Source organism: Kitasatospora sp. NPDC057965 (assembly GCF_042887135.1).
Taxonomy (GTDB): domain Bacteria; phylum Actinomycetota; class Actinomycetes; order Streptomycetales; family Streptomycetaceae; genus Kitasatospora.
Window position 1 is genome coordinate 1 of sequence record NZ_JBHVPZ010000061.1, and the last position, 17,852, is coordinate 17,852.

General features: G+C 68.2%; 7 protein-coding genes and 2 pseudogenes. 3 read left to right on the top strand and 6 right to left on the bottom strand.

Annotation, left to right across the window (positions count from 1 at the left end; all coding sequences use genetic code 11):
* Window positions 1-635 precede the first annotated feature (635 nt).
* Window positions 636-1,919 (bottom strand): annotated as a pseudogene (locus tag ACFVVU_RS38535) (IS256 family transposase).
* 58 nt (window positions 1,920-1,977) lie between these two features.
* On the opposite strand from ACFVVU_RS38535, the pseudogene ACFVVU_RS38540 reads away from it, so the two are divergent.
* Window positions 1,978-2,241 (top strand): annotated as a pseudogene (locus ACFVVU_RS38540) (tyrosine-type recombinase/integrase); the annotation flags it as partial.
* 103 nt (window positions 2,242-2,344) lie between these two features.
* Here ACFVVU_RS38540 and ACFVVU_RS38545 read toward each other — a convergent pair.
* Both ACFVVU_RS38545 and ACFVVU_RS38550 read right to left on the bottom strand, forming a co-directional pair.
* Complete coding sequence (locus ACFVVU_RS38545) at window positions 2,345-2,974, bottom strand: hypothetical protein (protein ID WP_387794478.1); 630 nt, start codon at window positions 2,972-2,974, stop codon at window positions 2,345-2,347.
* A 204-nt stretch (window positions 2,975-3,178) separates the two neighbouring features.
* Window positions 3,179-10,615: a polymorphic toxin-type HINT domain-containing protein gene (locus ACFVVU_RS38550; RefSeq protein WP_387794480.1), complete on the bottom strand. Its 7,437-nt coding sequence runs from the start codon at window positions 10,613-10,615 to the stop codon at window positions 3,179-3,181.
* 284 nt (window positions 10,616-10,899) lie between these two features.
* On the opposite strand from ACFVVU_RS38550, the gene ACFVVU_RS38555 reads away from it, so the two are divergent.
* Entirely contained in the window at window positions 10,900-15,366 is a 4,467-nt protein-coding gene (locus ACFVVU_RS38555; RefSeq protein ID WP_387794482.1) for a LamG-like jellyroll fold domain-containing protein, read from the top strand.
* Between the two features lie 279 nt (window positions 15,367-15,645).
* On the top strand, window positions 15,646-16,023 hold the full coding sequence (locus tag ACFVVU_RS38560; RefSeq protein WP_387794484.1) for a hypothetical protein: 378 nt from the start codon (window positions 15,646-15,648) through the stop codon (window positions 16,021-16,023).
* A gap of 319 nt (window positions 16,024-16,342) precedes the next feature.
* Here the strand turns inward: ACFVVU_RS38560 and ACFVVU_RS38565 are convergent, their stop codons facing one another.
* The 3 genes from ACFVVU_RS38565 to ACFVVU_RS38575 all read right to left on the bottom strand — a co-directional run.
* Window positions 16,343-16,645, bottom strand: a complete 303-nt coding sequence (locus tag ACFVVU_RS38565; protein ID WP_387794485.1) for a hypothetical protein — start codon at window positions 16,643-16,645, stop codon at window positions 16,343-16,345.
* Between the two features lie 58 nt (window positions 16,646-16,703).
* Window positions 16,704-16,997 carry a transposase gene (locus tag ACFVVU_RS38570; RefSeq protein ID WP_387794488.1) on the bottom strand — a complete coding sequence of 98 codons (294 nt, stop codon included), beginning with the start codon at window positions 16,995-16,997 and terminating at the stop codon, window positions 16,704-16,706.
* Window positions 16,998-17,105: 108 nt separating this feature from the next.
* Window positions 17,106-17,852, bottom strand: a 747-nt coding sequence (locus tag ACFVVU_RS38575; protein ID WP_387794487.1) for a transposase, incomplete at its 5' end; no start/stop codon positions are given.

Here is a 17,852-nt window from a genome sequence, read left to right on the forward strand (position 1 = left end):
TCCACCTGCGGCAACAGGGGCTCTATCCGCTCCCACGCCGCGTCCGTCAACTCACCTCGACCTGCCACAAGATCAATTATCAGACAGGCCTTAGGCGAAACCAGCACAGCCGCCCCCCGCTCCAAGCAACACGCCGCCATCGACTCCCAGGGCGTTGCTGTAGATCCGGCTGCGGCGGAGACATCTGCCGCCGACTTGTAGAAACCGACTTCCCTCAGACCTGTATCGCCAGCCATCACTCACCTCCAGGTCGGAATATCTTCCACGCCCCAGCGGGGCGCCATCGGCACCTATTGTCATCCGACCATTGCGGTATACATACAGATATCCAATTGGAGCCATCACATCCACCCCCATCTTATTCGCCAAGTCCTGAGCGAATGTCCCGGAGGACGAGCCGGTCTGACATGAGCAAAGCCGAATCGGACCGCCGCTGTAGTTCGAGTCGTTCTTGATCATCCGAGCATGCAGACGGTGATCGATAAGCCCAGCACCGCCCTCCGCCGCATTGAACGAAGGAGCAACTCCGTTTGGAGATCCGTGGATCCAAACATCATGGAATCCCGGCTCGGCTGTAGTCTTTGGTATCGAAGAGTGGGTGTGTCCAGTGAACGGTGTAACTCGGTTGGGTTGAGTTAGCGGCGGCCGGCGGAGAGTCGGCCGTCGAAGGCGATCTCGAAGGCGTTGAGTGCGGCCTTCCAGCGGGTCATCCAGCGTTTGCGGCCGTCACCGGTCGGGTCGAGGGACATGATCGCCATGTAGACGCACTTCAGGGCCGCCTGCTCGTTCGGGAAGTGCCCGCGCGAGCGGACGGCCTTGCGGATCCTGGCGTTGACGGACTCGATGGCGTTCGTGGTGCAGATGACCCGGCGGACCTCGACGTCGAAGCTCAGGAACGGCACGAACTCCGCCCAGGCGTTCTCCCAGAGCCGCACGATCGCCGGATACTTCTTCCCCAGGCCTCGGTGAACTCGACGAACCGTTCCAGGGCGGCGTCCTCGGTCGGCGCGGTGTAGACGGGCTTGAGGGCCTTGGAGATCTTGTCCCAGTCCTGGCGGGCCGCGTAGCGGAACGAGGCCCGGATCAGGTGGACGATGCAGGTCTGCGTGACGGCCTGCGGCCAGACCGTGCCGATGGCATCGGGCAGGCCCTTGAGCCCGTCGCAGACGACCATGCACACGTCCGCGACGCCGCGGTTCTTGATCTCGGTCAGGACGTGCAGCCAGTACTTGGCGCCCTCGCCGCCGTCGCCGGCCCAGAGCCCGAGGATCTCCCTGGTGCCCTCGACGGTCACCGCGAGCGCCACGTAGATCGGCCGGTTGGCGACCTGGCCGTCGCGGAGCTTCACGTGCACGCAGTCGATGAAGACCACCGGATAGACCGGATCCAGCGGCCGGTTCTGCCACTCGGCCATGCCCTCGATGACCTGGTCGGTGATGGTCGAGATCGTCTGCTTGGACACCTCCACGCCGTAGACCTCGGCCAGGTGGGCGGAGATCTCGCCGTGCGTCAGGCCCCGGGCGGACAGCGAGAGCACCATCTCGTCGACCCCAGACAGGCGCCGCTGCCGCTTGCGGACCAGCTGCGGCTCGAACGAACCCTCCCGGTCGCGGGGGACCTCGATCTCGACCGGGCCGACCTCGGTCAGCACTCTTGGACCGGGTGCCGTTGCGCGAGTTCCCGCTGCCGGCCCCGGCCGGATCGTGTCTCTCGTAGCCGAGGTGGTCCGTCATCTCGCCCTCGAGAGCGGACTCCAGGATCTTCTTGGTGAGCTGCTGGAGCAGGCCGCCGGCGCCGGTGAGCTGCAGCCCACTCGCACGGGCCCGGTCGACCAGCTGCCCGATCAACTGGTCATCCAAGGCGTCCGGCTGCAACTCCAGCGGCTTCGCTGCCTCGACGGCCTCGGCCGAGACGGTCACTTCCTTCATCAGGTGCTACTCCTTGATTGGGAGTTACACCGTTCTTTGTACAGACCCTCGCCGGATCCGCTTCCACGACCTCCGACACACCACCGCCACCCTCCTCCTGGACCAGGGTGTCGAACTCGTCGTCATCAAGGAGCTGTTGGGTCACGCCCACATCGGTGTCACCGCCACCGTCTACACCCACGTCCGACTCCGCATCCAACGCAACGCCATCGACCTCCTCGGCTACGCCCTCCGCAACCCAGACACCGACCCCGCCGACAGCTGCGGAGGCGACGACCCGCCGGGAAATGGGATCTTGGACCCCATTCGGTGACGTCAACAGGTGACGTCAAAACGCTAGAAAGGCCTCTCCAGATTAGATTCTGGCGAGGCCTTTCTAGTTCGATAACTGTACTTCAAGAAGCATCCCAGTGCATCTAGAACGGCGGCGCCTCGTACGGAATCTCCGTGCGAGTAGGCTTGGTGGCGGTAATGCCCTCAAGTCCGAACCGAGATGCATACCGCTCGATGCTTGAATCAGACGGGGCCGCAAAAGTTAGCATCCACAACTGCTCCCCGGGTTCCGCATATCCTGTCGGCGGAGGTGCCATGCGGACCAATGCATCCTCGCTGCACCACAGCTGGACCTCGGGCTCTTCGCAGGCCAGGGCTTCAAACTTCAGCCGTTCAAACGAGCCCATGGCTTCGCTGATTTCTGAAGAATTGACAAAGATGGTGAACTTGGACGAGCTTCCGATGATGGCTTCCCGCACAGTGCAGTGCAGTAGGAAGTGGCCGAGGGTCTCACCCGTTGCCACCCAGTCGTCCTTTCCATTCTCCCTGGAGAAGACCTGAAGCGTGCCGTCATTGAGATTGATGGCCCAAAAGTGGCCATTCTGATTTTCTACCCAGAACTCGAGCATGCCACGCGAGTCTGATGCAAGATCTTGAAATGGAATCGGGCGATCTTGGAAAGTGACAGGGCCCTCGGCGTGAGCCGCCATCACGTGCCACTCGAGCAGCTGGCTAGGCACATAGGGGCCGACCTTGAGGTTCAGGTCGCTCACGCTCTCCATGGTCCCGTACCAGCGCCGAAAGAATCGTCCGACACTGTCTGGATCTATTGAAAGTAGTTCATCCACAAGGTCTGAGTATACGCCAAGGGTTCGGCCTGGCTGGCACTCCCGAATCCGACGCACTGGGTGCAGCCGCTGTTGAACGCAGTCTCGGCAGGGTGCTTGTCGCACCCTGCCGAGACGGTTCAGTTTTAACTAGCGAGAATTCCCCTTAAATTTACCGAGGAATTTTCCACTCTGATCATAGACCCACATTTTTGCATCCTTGGGGAGCGCGTCCTCGATGGGCTTTACAGGAGTCCCGCCGGGGCGTGAATATGCCGATCCACTGCAGAACTGGCAGATCCCATCGGGGTGGTTGATATAAAGCACCCCTTGCCCAACCTCATTGCGGCGCATGTAGGCAGCGGCCTGCATCTCGACGTGATGGTAGTTCGATGACGTCATGCCGGGTACCCGATCACCCATATCGTCAACGAATCCGCCCGAACCGCGACCACCGCTAGCGAACGGGACGACATCAACCTGGATGTCAAGGACTCCCGATGTTACATGGTCCATTTCCTGCACGCCGAGCTGACACTGCGCCGGACTGGCGTTGTGAACCAGGACCGGGGTGGCTCCCGCCAGCACATAGTACGTGTGGAGGTTGGAGACGGTGAGGTCGCGGGCTTCGGTCGGGGGGAGTTCGTAGTTGCGGACGGACTGGATGGTGACGGTGGTGTTGTCGTCGCTGAGGAGGGTCTGGCCGGGTTGGAGGTCTGCGGCCGGGGTCCAGCGGGAGGTGGTGGTGTTCCAGTAAGGGTGGTGCTGGGTGGAGGTGAGGGTGCTGGAACCGGTGATGGTGGTGAGGGTGAGGTCGGTGAAGAGGGTGTCGTCGGGGGTGACGATGGTGTTGAGGACGGTTTCGGCGGAGGTGGTGTTGGTCTGGGGGTCGGTGGCGAGGACCTGGTCGCCGGCGGTGATGTCGCCGATGGGTTTGGTGTTGCCGTCGGCGAGGAGGACGGGTGTGGTCGGTGGGAAGCTGTGGGGCGCGCGTATGGGGAGCGGGCAGGCGGCCGCTACGGCGTCTTCGGCTTCCTTGGCGGCCTTGGATTCGCGGCGCCAGGTCTTGAGGCCGTCGAAGAGTTCGCCGGCGAGGGTCTTGAGGGTCTTGGCGAGTTCGTAGGCCTTGTTCCAGCGGAAGGCGTACTTGGCGAGGAGCTTGGTGAGGGGGCCGCCGCTGAACATGCTGGTGACGACGTTGAGGGCGGTTTCGCCGCAGGAGCCGAGGTCGCCGGTGGTGACGCAGTCGATGGCGTCGGTGATGCCCAGCTCGTCGGCGACGATCTTGGCGAGCTTCTTGCCCGCGTTCACGACCTTCGTCTTGGCGTCCGAGGCCTTCTTGGCACTCGTGTTCACCGGGGCAGGAGTGCCACCGCCGCCGTTCCCGCTGGAGCCAGCGCCACCTGTTCCACCACCGCCATCGCCACCGCCGGTGACAGTGTGCGTGTAGCCGGGATCGCTTTGATGCAGCCGGTTAAGAACGCTGATGGCAACGGAGCCTGACGTCTCCGCCGTGTTGTTCATGGTGATGGTGCCGGCGGGGCCGCAGGCGTAGAGGGTGCCGCATTCCTCGGAGCGCAGGCCGCTGGGGTCGGACTTGTTGACCGGGTCGTTCTCGGAGTAGGCGTAGCCGTTCCACTGTTGGGGGTCGCCGGCGTCGAGGACGGGGTCGAGGCTGAGGAAGCGGCCGGTGGTGGGTTGGTACTGGCGGGCGCCGAGGTTGGTGAGGCCGGTGACGTCGTCCTTGGTGCCGTTGACGAAGCCGTGGTCGCCGGCCCAGATGGAGGGCTGGGTGCCGCGGGGGTTGCCGAAGGGGTCGGTGGGGCGGCGGTTCTCGGTCAGGGTTCTGGCGTTGATGGCCAGGCTGTTGGTGCCGTGGTGGTCGGCGAACTGGTAAGTGAGTTCGTTGCCGCCCTGGCGTACCAGGGTGATGCCGCCGGGGACGGCGTAGTAGCGGGAGGCGGTGAGGGTCTTGGTGGTGGTGTTGTAGACGAGTTCGTCGCCGTTGGCGAGGTTGATGGTGGTCTTGCCGGGGTTGCGGCGGATCAGCTGGTTGCCGTCGGCGTCGTAGACGTAGGTGGTGGTGCCGGCGCTGGTGCTGGTGAGGGTTTCGAGGCGGTCCTCGCCGTTCCAGGTGAGGGTGGTGGTGCCGGCGGTGTCGGTGACGGCGGTGGTGTGGCCGGCGGCGTCGTACTGGCTGGTGCTGGTGGTCGGGGTGTTGGTGCCGACGCGGTTGGTGGAGGTGAGCAGGGCGTGCGGGCCGCCGGCGCCGCCGCCGGTTCCGGGGTTGGTGGTGGGGGTGTTGCGGGTTCCGGGGGCCGGGAAGGTCTGGGTGGTGGTGACGTCCTGGGAGGTGTCGCCGCCGGGGTGGTGGGCGATCATGCCGGTGCGGTTGCCGGTCAGGTCGTACTGGTAACTCTGCCAGTAGGGGGCGGAGCCGCCGACGGTGGTGGCGGCCGGTGCCTGGGCGCCGCTGGTGGGGGTGGCGTTGTAGCAGCGGCCCTGGCCGCCGACGGCCGGGTTGGGCTCCTGGTAGAGGGTGCCGGTGTCGCTCCAGGCGGTGGTGAGGCGCCCGAGGTAGTCGTAGTTGAAGCACTGCAGGTCGGTGGCGGAGGGGGTGTTGTTGGGGATGGTGCGGATCGCGGTGATCCGGCCGACCTGGTTGTAGGCGTAGGTGGTGTGCTGGACTGAGCCGGTGGTGGCGGTCTGCTTGTCGACGAACTGGCTGATCTGGCGGCCGGTGGATTCGTCGAAGGTGTTGGTGGTGACGATCTGGGTGCCGTACGGGTTCATCGTGGAGCGGATGGTGCGGCCGTAGGCGTCGTAGTCCGACTGGACGTCGTAGGCGATGCCGCCGAGTCCGCCGATGTCGTGCAGGAGGCCGTAGGCCTCGTAGTTGTAGCTCACCACCTCGGCGAACAGGTCGCCGACGGCGGGCAGGGACTGCTTGGTGGGCGCGCCGGTGATGGGGTTGTAGACGGCCTGGTAGGTGAAGGTGAGCGGGTTGGTCTGTCCGACTTCGCTGCCGGGGATGGTGACGGTGGACTTGGTGGGCCGGTAGGCGGTGTCCATCGCGGTGACGGCGGTGGTGTAGGCCGCGCCGCTCTGGCCGCCGACGTAGCGGGTGGAGGTGGCGGGCTTGCCCTTGGCGACGGTGTCGTAGGTGTTGCCGGTGAGGCGGTTCGCGGGATCGGCGGAGTCCTGGTAGGTGCCGGTGCGGCGGCCGAGCAGGTCGTAGGTGGAGACGATCTCCTTGCCGCGGGCGTCGGTGGTGGTGGCCACGCGTCCGGCGCTGTCGTAGGTGACGGTGCTGGTGCCGGCGTCGGGGTCGCTGGTGCTGGTGCGCCGTCCGCGCTGGTCGTAGGCGTAGGTCCAGGTGTTGCCGGCCGCGTCGGTGCGGGAGGTCTCGGTGCCGAGCTGGGAGTAGGTGTAGGAGGTGACGTCCGCGTCGGCGGGGTTGCCGGTGGGTGCGGGCGTGCGGTACTGCCACAGCTGCAGGGTGCGTCCGCGCGAGTCGTTGACCGTGGTGGTGGCCCGGCCTCCTGGGGGCGGGGTGACGTCGACGCGGTCGGCGCCGGGGTAGGAGGTGGCGGTGGTGGTCTGCAGGGCGCCGTAGGCGAGGGACTGGCCGGCGATCACGCGGCCCATGCCGTCGTAGACGTTGCGGGTCTGGCTGGGGACCTTCGCGCTGTCGGGTTCGAAGCGCGTGGTGCTCGGCGGGTTGAGGCTGTTGTAGTACGTGTTGTTGGTGGCGGCCGGGCGGCCGTGGGTGTCGTAGAAGGTGTCGGTGATCAGGCGGCCCGCGTAGGCGGAGATCGCCGGGTCGCTCTGCGTCTGCACGACGCGGGCCAGGGCGTCCAGGATCTGGATCGACTGCTGGTACGTCTTGTTGGCCCGCAGCGTCTGTGTGGTGATGGAGGAGGGGCCGTTGTTGCGCAGCTGGTAGGTGAACTTGTAGTCGGCGGGCTCGGCGGTGGTGCGCCCGGCCTGCCAGACGGCTGTCAGGCGGCCGAGGGCGTCGTAGGTCTGGGTTACGGTGCGGCCGTTGGCGTCGGTGGTGGTCAGTGGCAGCGAGCGCGTCGGGTCGAGGGTGACGGTGGAGGTCCAGCCGGTGGCTGCTTCGGGGGTGCCGGCCGGGGCGGGGGCGATGACGGTGTTCTTGTTGGGCAGTTCGCCCGGGGCTGCGGAGGTGTAGAGGGTGGTGGTGGCGGCGCCGTTGGGATGGGTGGTGTCGGTGGTGGTGGGGTCGGTGACGGTGGTGGGGCGGCCGTAGGCGTCGTAGGCGCTGGTTCCGGTGGTGGTCCACTGGGCGGTGCCGGCGGCGTCGTACTGCTCCAGCACCTGGAGGCTGGTGGCGGACGCGGTGGCGCCGACCCTTCCGTGCGGTTGGTTGTCGTAGAGCGTGCGGCCGGCGGAGACGGTGTTCGCGGCCGTGGGGGTGGCGTTGCAGGCGTCGGGGCCGGAGACGGTGTACGTCTGGGCGACGGCGTTGGTGATCGGGGAGTTCGGGCTGGTGGCGTAGATGGTGCGCACGCACACGTCGGGGGTGCCGTCGGCCTGCTGGAGGACCTTCCCGGGGAGGTAGGGCAGGGTCTCGTCGGTGAAGGTGGTGTCCGTCGTGGTGCGCCAGCTCCCGTCGGCCTTCTTGGCCCTGGCGGTGACGGTGCTCTGCTGGGGCGCGGCGTAGCGGGCCTTGAGGGCTGGCAGGCCGGGGCCGCGGTTGTGGGTGGCGGTGACGGTGGGGCCGCCCGCGTCTGCGGCGGAGGTGCTTCGGGGGTTGCTGCTGGTGTTGATGCTGCTGGCGGTGGGGGTGGCGGCGTTGGCGTCGGCGTAGGTGGCGGATTCGAGGACCTGGCCGGCGAGCCAGTCGTAGTCGGTGACGGGACCGCTGGTGGGGCCTTGGACGGTGCGGGTGGCGGCGCCTGGTGCGTCGTCCTGCATGCCCTGGTGGTAGTAGGTGGCGGTTTTGGTCTGCGGTTCTTCGGGGTGGTTGGGTGCGCCGGTGACGGCGGTGACGGAGGCGAATCCGCGGAACTGGTCCCAGGTGCGGTAGTCGGTGTCGATGCCTTCGGCGTCGTTGCGGTGCCAGGCTGCGGGGCCGTAGGTGTAGGTGGTGGTCTGGCCCAGCGATCCCCGGATGAAGTCGCGCGGGTCGACGGTGACGGTGCTGACCGGGTAGCGCAGGAACCAGTCGTCGACGAGAGCGTGGGTGTTGGGCTCGCTCCACTTGACGTTGTAGCAGGCTCGGGTGTTGTTCTCCGGTGAGGCCGGCATGACGTTGCCCGTGCGGGAGCAGGACTGGCTGATGTACTCGACGCGGATGGCGCCGCCGGTCTCCGTGGTGATGGCGGAGATGCGGGGGCGGTGGAACTCGGAGCGTGCGGGGGTGGTTCCGTCGACGCGGTTGCGCAGGGGGACGGCGGAGAAGGTGACCGGTTCCAGGGCGACGTCGCTCTGGCCTGCGCTGTGGCCGGTGCGCTGGATGGAGACGAGCCAGGGGACGCGGGGTTCGATGGCGGAGGGGGTGCTGGGGTTGGTGCTGGTGTCGTAGGTCTTTTCGAGGGTGTGTGTCAGCTGGTAGGTGTCGACGGGGCGGTACTCGCCGTTGACGCGGACCCTGGTGGTGATGGTGGTGAGCCAGCGGGTGGTCCAGAAGCTGGGGCCGGCGTTGGCGCAGGGGTCGGTGGCGGAGCACTGCTGGTCGAGGGGGACGTCGGGCCAGTTGCCGGCGTTGGCGGGGATGCGCTGGTCGGGCTGGCAGCCGCCGACGAGGCAGCGTTCGGCGGTGTCGAAGACGACCTGGGAGGCGCTGGGGTGGGTGCCGTTGGCGGCGAGCTGGTCGGACAGGAGCTGGCCGTAAGCGATGGACTGAAGGGTGCCGGCGCGGGTGTAGGGGGTGTTCGTGCCGTTGCCGTGGTTCTGGCCCGCCCCGCGGGCGTAGTGGTTGGTCTCGGGGGCGTAGGTGAAGGTGGTGAGGTTGCCGTGGGGGTCGACGATCTGGTCGAGGTTCCAGCGCCAGGCGCTCTGGCACCAGGAGGCGTTGCCCTTGGCGGGGTCGTGGCAGGGGTCGCCGGGCTTGGGGGAGAAGACCGGGACGGTGAAGGCGGAGCGGGTCTCGGGGCCGGTGCTGGTGGGGGTGCCCTGGGCAGAGGGGAGGTGGTTGAGGCCGAAGTAGTAGACGGTGCCGCCGGTGTCGGTGACCTTGAGGTAGGAGCCGTTCCAGGTGCCGTTGTCGGCGCCGGTGAGGAACTGGACCGTGGTGCCGTCGTCGGACTGCAGGCGCCAGGTGCACTTGGACAGTTCGTTGCGCGGGTCGGCGGTGTCGCAGGAGGTGTCGTCGGGGACGAGCTGGCCCGAGTGGCCGGCGAGGGACATCGTCAGGTTGGCGCCGGCCCAGCACTGGTCGGCGGAGTTGTCGATGCCGGCCTTCGAGCAGGGCTGGTAGGAGCGCTCGACGTAGCCGGAGCCGAGGTCCCAGCCCTCGCCGATCCAGGAGGCCTGGGAGTTGGTCGCGGAGGTCTTGCCGTCGACGGACGCGGAGTCGTAGGACAGGCCGATCTGCGGGACGCCGCCGCCCAGGCTCGGGGGCATCTGGACGGGGTAGCTGTAGCTGAAGGAGCCGGAGGTTCCGCCGGCGGACCAGGCCTGGCTGGGGTTGAGGCTGGTGGCGCTGTAGGTGCCGGCTTCGCCGCCGGGGGCTCCCTGCAGGGCGAGGACGGTTGCGGATCCGGTGGTCGCGGTGTCCTGGGCGGAGGCGGCCGGGCTCTTCGCGAGCGGCGAGGTCGAGGGTTGGGCGGAGGTCAGGTCGACGTCGGCGACGAGTGTGCCGGTCTGCGGGTCGTAGTGCGAGGGCACGGGGGTGCGGGTGCGGCACTGCTGGGCGCCCGGGCTGGTGAGCGCGCAGGCGGGCATGGCGACCAGGGTCGCGCGGCTCGCCCAGTCGCCGCCGTAGGCGGGGGCGAGCCGGGCGGGGTCGAGGCTGACGCGTGCGCCGGTTGCGGGGTGCTGGTCGGCGAGGGAGAGGGCGACGAGTGCGCCGCTGACGCCGGCGGCCTTGGTGGTGGCCGCGTCGGCGACCGTGACGCTGACCTTCGGGTTCGTGTCCGGGGTACGCGCGGTGGCTACCTGCGGCATGGGGGTCATGGTGCCGTCGGCTATGGAGGCCACCCACACCGGCAGGTCGCCGGCCTTCGCGGCGGGCGCTGCGGCCGGTTCCCGCGCTGCGGTGCCGCGGCCGTCGGGGCGCGGGGCGTTCGCCGCGGCGGCGGGCGGGGGTGCGAGGTCGACCGTTGCCGTCCCGGAGGGGGCGGTCCTCCCGCTCCTGTCCTCGAGGGGTTCGGCGGATTGGGTCTTCGACGCAACCGCGGGCGGGGGCGGGGCGTCCTTGCCGGTGACCGAGGCGGTGCCGGGCAGGGGCGTGTTCGGCGGCGACCAGACACGGTGGTAGTCCGGGGCGGCGGCGAAGGCCACTCCCCCGGCGGGCACCACGAGTGAGGCGACGACCGCCAGGGTGGCGAGCAGGGCGGTGCGCGAGCGGCGCAGCTTGGCGGCCCGGCGACGGGCCGAGTGAACGCGGTGAGAGAGCACCGTCACCCTCCGTTGGTGACCGCGCCCGGGGACACGGCGAGTCGATCAAGGTCAGCCGACCTTATGGGTCGTTTACGTCCCGGGTCGAGGAGTCGACAAAGAACCGTGCGGTGTGATTTAAATCACCAAGCGAACGAATCATGCCAACTGGTGACAAATCAGTTCACTGACGTGGACGAACCATTGACGTGCCGTCGCAGGTCACGGCAGGTTGCGTCTGTCCTGCGCGCAGCGCCAGCCCCGGCCGCGTCCGCACCAACTCTCCTCGTCGGGAAGGCTTCGCCATGCCCACGTCCCCCAGACCACGCCCCCGGCGCCGAACCCGGGCCACGGCCCTGCGGCTGCCCGCGCTCGGCCTCGGACTCGTCCTGTGTGCCGGTCTTCCGGCCCCCTTCGCGCTCGCCGAACCCCAGCCCGGCGCCAGGAGCCTGGCCGAGGTGATGGCCGAGGCCGACGCCGCGCACGCGAAGATCCGCCCGCCCGCGACGGACGCCGAGAAGGCCATCGCCCAGGCCAAGGCCACCGGTGTGGCGGTGCCGGTCGACTCGCTGACCGACGACTACAGCGAGACCGTCGCCACCCCCGAGGGCCATCTGCGCAAGACGCAGCACGTGGAGCGGCAGCGGGTCCAGCAGAACGGTGCGTGGGCGGAGCTCGACGCCACCCTGGTCGCCGACCCGCAGGGCGGCTTCCGTCCGAAGGCCTCCGGCGCCGACGTCCGCCTGTCGGCCGGCGGCCCGGGGGAGCTGGCGACCCTCACCAGCGCCGACGGGAAGCAGCTCACCCTCCACTCGCCCTTTCCCCTGACCCAGGGACACGTGGACGAGGACGGCGCCGGCCTGCTCTACCCCGAGGTCGCTCCCGGCATCGACCTGAAGGCCACCGCCACCAAGTTCGGCGGCCTCAGCACCGTCCTCGTCGTGAAGACCCCCGAGGCCGCCGCGAACCCGGCCCTGCAGTCGGTCACCTTCCCCGTGACCACCACGGGTGTGAGCGTGACGTCGAACGCCGACTACAGCCTCACGGCCGCCGCCGAGGACGGCACCGTACGCTGGCACGCCCCCGCTCCCCGGATGTGGGACAGCACCACCACTCCCCCAGCCCAAACCCCCCAAGCCGTCCCCGCGACCCCGGCAGCCCCGGCCGCGCCGACGAGCGGTGCCACTGCCCCGGCCACGCCCGTCACCGCAACGGCTGCCACCGCCGGCGACCCGGACGTCCCGGCCACCAGCACCGTCGAGGGACCCGGCGGCAACGCCCGCGTCGCGGTCATGCCCACCAGCGCCGACACCGCCGGCATCACCCTCAGCCCCGACCAGGACCTCCTCGCCACCGGACAAGGGCCGTGGTTCATCGACCCGGGCTGGATCTACGACGACCGCACCGGCAACGGCTGGACCTGGACCCAGTCCGCCTACCCCAACACGAACAACTACCTGAAGACCGTCACGGCCCAGGAACCGTACAACCGACCCGGTGTCGGCCTGCAGGACTACCAGCCCACGACCGGCCGCGAGCGGTCCTTCTTCGAGATCTCCACCAACGGTTTCGGCGACGCCGTCATCAACTACGCCGTCATGACGATGTGGCAGGCCAAGTCCTCCAACTGGAACTGCGCCACGAAATACCCGCTCAACCTGTTCCTCGTGGACCGGGCGATCGGCTACGGCACGACGTGGAACAACTCCCCCCAGCACTACGGCGGCCAGGTCGGCGACACCGCGTGGGTCGGCGGATCCGGCAACCCCGGCTGCACCAACGGCATCGACTTCAAATTCGACGTCACCTCCGCCTACCGCGCGTACGCGGGCGCGAACTCCAACCTGACGTTCACCGTCGAGGGCAACGAGAGCGACAAGCTCGCCTTCAAGCGCCTCGACTACCGGCCGACCGTCGTCGTCGAGTACGACCGCACCCCCAACACCCCCACCGATCCGTACGCCTACCCCGTGCCGAGGACCATCTCGCCCGACCAGCTGATCCACGGCTGTGACGGCAACGGCTGGGGCTGGCTCGGCGCGGGCATCAACCTGAGCGGGGTCTCCCTCAACGCCAGGGTCAGCAGTTCCGTCCAGCAGCAGCTGTACTCCTGGAGCCACATCTGGGACTACATGGTCCCCGGTGTCCCCGACGTCGCCTCCGGATACAGCAGCCTCGTCGCCAGCGGATCCTTCGCGGCCTTCCCGGTCCCCGCCGGCGTCATCAAGGACGGCCACGTCTACGGCTACAGCATCATGGCCAGCGACCAGCTGGTCGGCATGTCCGGCTCCACCCCCACCTGTCACTTCGGCGTCGACCAGACCCCGCCCACCGTGCAGGTCCCCTCCCTCTACGACCAGCTGTCCGACGACGCGCTCGCCACCCAGTTCCCGCCCTCGGGCAACGGGCAGAGCACCAAGCTGCGCACCCACCAGTGGGGCTACGTCCCCTACACCCCCCTCGACCCCAACCCCTCGGGCGGCCAGACCTCCGGCGTCGTCTGCGCCCGCTGGAGCCTGGACCCCCAGTTCGAGGGAGCGTCCTGGCAGTGCGGCAGCGCCATGCCCAACGGGGGCCTGCCCATCTACCCCACCGCCTGGGGCACCAACATCCTCTACATCCAGGTCGCGGACAACGCGGGCAACATCTCCCCCGTCGCCCAGTACGCCTTCTACGTCCCCTGGAACCCCGACGGCCCGCCGCCGGTCTTCGGCGACGTCACCGGCGACGGAGCCGCCGACATCCTGACCGCCGACCAGGCCGGCAACCTGCGCACCTACAGCATCCCCGGCAACACCGTCGCCAAGAGCCCCACCGCGGCCCTCGCCGCCCTGCCCTCCGACACCCCCAACCAGCAGAGCTGGGCCACCGACGCCATCCAGTACAGCCACCGGGGTGCCCTCACCGGCGGCAAGCACGTCGACGACCTGTTCGTCCACGTCAAGGACGACCCCAACCTCTACGTCTACGGCAACCCCGGCAACTCCCGCTCCATCGGCCGCTACAACAGCAAGGTCCCGCTCGACCGGCCGGCCTGCGTCACCCCGCCCGACGACCCCGCCTACTGCGCCGGATACACCGACACCTGGTCACGCACCCTGCGCGTCGCCGCCCTCGGCGACCCCGCCCACACCGACCTCGACATCAAACTCGAGTTCAAGAACAAGACCGGTCTCGTGACCGTGGAAGCCAACGGCGACGGCAGCGACGCCTCTCTGTGGTTCTTCCCCGCCACCGAGACCAACAAGCTCGGCCAGCCCGTGCGCCTCGCGTCCGGCGGCTGGAAGGACAGGGAGCTCATCACCCCCGGCGACTGGGCCGGCCAGGGCCGCCCCGGCCTGTGGGCCCGCGACACGCGCCCGCGCAGCGCCTCCGCGACCTCCGGCGACCTGACCGCCTACACCTTCACCCCCGCCACTCTCACCGTCGTCGACCCCGACTTCGGCGACCCCGTCCTCGACGAGAACGGCAACCCCCTCGTCGTCCCGACCCTGGCCGGCATCGCCGGCGCCACCACCATCGGCAGCGTCCCCGTCGACACCTGGCCCGTCCTCGGCTCCGACGGCGACCTCCTCGGCACCGGCGCCCCCGGCCTGTGGGGCCTCAACAAGGACACCGGCGACCTCCAGATCTGGTGGGGCCACCGCACCGGAGACGCCGCGAACCCCGGCATGGCCTGGGACGTCGGCCCCGAGAAGATCGCCAACACCCGCGTCACCCCGGACTGGTACAACCTGGACCGCCCCAACACCCTCCACACCGACCCCGGCACGCCCGTGACCGACAGCAACGCCACCAACAAGCTCATCCCCGCCGGCAACCCCCTCTTCACCGCCGACCGCAACGGCACCGCCGACAGCGCGACCCTCCTCGACGGCGGCAGCTACTACCAGAGCTCCCAGGCCCCCGGCATCGACACCCGCCGCAGCTACAGCGTCGCCGCCTGGGTGCGGCCCAACGCCGTCAACGGCTACGGCACCGTGCTCTCCATCAGGGGCAACGACCGCAGCCCCTTCTACCTCCAGCACTCCGCCGCCACCGGCACCTGGGCCCTCGTCGCCCCCCACGAGGACTGGCGCCACACCAACACCTACTACGTCGCCGCCGACTCCACCCTCGCCCACCCCCAGGTCGGCCAGTGGACCCACCTGGTGGGCACCTACAACGCCGAGACCGCCACCATGACCCTCTACGTCAACGGACGCGCCGTCGGCTCCGCCAAGAACCCCCACCCCTGGTCCAGCGGCGGCCCCCTCACCATCGGCGCCGCCACCACCGCCTACTACCCCGACGACAGCGGCTTCAACGGCACCATCAGCGACGTCCGCGCCTACCCCTACGCCCTCACCGACCCCCAGGTCAGCAACCTCGCCATCAACAACACCACCATCTCCGTCAACAGCGCCCTCGACGGCGGCAAATGCCTCGACAACCTCGGCGCCGGAACCGAGATCGGCGTCTGGAACTGCTGGAACGGCCCCAACCAGCAGTTCAAGTTCAACACCGACAACCACGCCCTGATCATCCAGAACAAGTGCGTCACCGTCCGCGACGAAGGGACCGCCAACGGCACCCCCGTCATCCTCACCGACTGCGACAACCTCAAGGGCGGCCAGAAATGGCTGCGCCGCGCCGACAACAGCCTCTACAACCCCCACTCCGACCGCTGCCTCGAACTACCCGGATGGAACACCACCAACGGCACACGCCTGGGCATCTGGAACTGCCACGCCGGCGCCAACCAACGCTGGACACTCAACCCCACCCCCTGACCCCACCACCCCACACCCACCACCCGGGCCCCCGCCGCAACCAACGCGGCGGGGGCCCACCCCTGCCCCACCCACCACCAGGCTCCTCACCGCGGTCGACAAGCCTGACCACGAGACGCTCTCTGCCGGATTCTGGAGGCTGGCCAAGGGGCGTGACCGGCGGCAACACCGCCGCCATGGACTCCTTCGCGGCGGGGCTTGTGCAGAACCTGGTCGAAAACCCAGCGGGTCGACGGCTAGAGCCTGCCTCTTGGATCGATCCGTGAGATCGTCTTGCTCGTGTTCGAGTCCTGGGTGATCAATGGCGACGACCCTGCTTCTGTGTCCTCCGAGACCGTGCGGGAGGTTCTGCGGTCGAGGATCGACCGTGGGCCGCGTGAGACGTGGCTGGCCAGTTCGTCTGGACGCTCGCTGGCATTCGTGACGAACACTGAGCGCGCGATGGTAATTCTGCTCGAAGAGGAAGGCGATCCGGGCGAGCATGCCACGGACGCCGGAGCGGAGGGGACGAGCAGCGGATTCGTCCTGTCCAACGGGCAGCGCGACAAGTACCTGGACCAGGACACGGTGCCCATCCGTGAGGCATTCGAGCTCATAGAACACATCCTCGGCACGGGTTCGTGGCCTGCCGACGCGCGCTGGGCTGCCGATCGCTGACAGCTGCTAATCGAGGGCCCAGATGAGTATGGCGGCGAGGTGGAGCGAGGCTTGAAAGGCAACGGCGAGCCTGTCGGTGCGCATGGGTGCGCCACGAGGCGCCATGGAGTCGAGTGAGGTGAGAGACCATCACCGCCGGGTTGTCGCAGCAGCCTGGCTGAAGCTGGGGGCAGTTCGTCTCGGAGGATGCCGAGGCGGGCGGTAAGCAGCCCTGACAACGTCGGGACGGACTGGCACTGCCAGACGGTTCGGGTCCGGCTACTGAACTTGAACTCGTGAAGTCGGTGTAGTTCCTTGCCGTGCCTCCGGAGTCGCTGCTCTACGACCCGGTGCCTGGTAGCTGTGCGGCGACAGTTGCCACGAAGTGCTGCAGGACGGTGAACGGCAGCGTCTGCATCCCGTCAAAGAAGACCTCTGCGGGCTTCTCCTCTTCGGGGGCGTAGACGACCACCGTCACGGCTGTTGGCCCGGGAGCGGGTGAAGCAGGTACCGCGGGGGACCCGCTCGCGACGATGCGGGCCTCGCTGAGTTCGAAATGGGTGGTCCGGCCCTCGCCCGTTCCGGTCTCGGTAGTGAGAGCGCAGTACAGATCACCGTCGTGGTCCCAGGTCAGCAAAGACATGGCGGCGATGTTGCCACAGTCGCGGCCGCCGACGCCGGGGACAGGGGCCGACGGATCGTCAGCGAGCCAGGTCGAAGCTCAGACCAGTTCCAATGAGGCAGCCGTCGGCAAGGTCAGGGCGGTACTGGATCCTCTTGAGCCTGCGCTTCACGGCTCGGGTGATCTGGCCGAGGTCGGCCGCGGCGAGGTTGCCGATGTCGCGCTTGACCAGTGACCACACGCCCTCGGTCGGGTTCAGGTCAGGAGCGTAGGTTGGCAACTGGAAGACGGTGAGCCAGTCAGCGTTCGCGTTGATGAAGTCCCGCATGCCGGCTGTCAGGTGCAGGCTGGCTCTGTTTACGTCGCAGAGCAGCGTTTCGACAGCAGTTCGGGAGGCACCTCCCGCGCCGGATGTTCACGAGAACGGGTTCTGGTCCAACTTCTGGGCTCTGTCGCTGATTGAGGGGTCTTGGCTGGTTGATCAAGGTGACAGGAGGATGCGGCGTCGGAGGAGGTCGAAGTTGGCCCGGCCGTACATCTGTCTCTTCAGCAGCTTGATCCTGGTCACGTTGCCCTCGACTGCTCCCGAGGTGAGAGTGGTGTTCAGGGCTGCGAGGACGGCGGCGCGGTCGCGTCGGATGCCGCCGGCCAGGGTGCGGAGTTCTGGTTGTCCGTCGAGGCGGACGTCGGCGAGCCAGACGTCGAGGGCCAGGTGCTCGCTTCGGCGTTCGCGCACCATGGTGGCCAAGCGCCGGGCGTACTGGGTGGTCGTGGCCAGGGCCGGGTTCCGTTCGCACAGCTCGTCGAGGCACTTGCGCTCGGTGTCGTCGAGCCGCTCGGGTCGGCGCATGATCCAGTCTGTGACGCGGCGGTCCGTCAGGTGCGGCAACGGGGCCTCCGCTGGGATCACTCCGGTTCGGTAGAGCCGCAGATGGCGCTGGACGGTGTTCACGTCACCGCGGTAGCCCAGTTGCTGGATCTCGCGGGTGAGAGCGGAGGCGTTGGTGCACCCCTCCATCCACCGGTGATGCAGGTAGCGCCGGTAGTCGTCGATCACGCTGGGGCGGTGGGTCGCCGCGACGAGGAGTTGCTCGACATCGGCGGCTCGGGCGAAACGCAGGACGGTGCCGCGGCTGAGAAAGTGTTGGGTAATTGATCGGCTGCATGGCGTGATCAGCTGGCGGTGATCTTCGCGGTCGAGGTGTCCGCGAAGATCACCGCTATGTGT

Coding starts and splice junctions, on each gene's coding strand:
- ACFVVU_RS38565 (WP_387794485.1), bottom strand. CDS start 16,645: ATGTCTTTGCTGACCTGGGACCACGACGGTGATCTGTACTGCGCTCTC.
- ACFVVU_RS38555 (WP_387794482.1), top strand. CDS start 10,900: ATGCCCACGTCCCCCAGACCACGCCCCCGGCGCCGAACCCGGGCCACG.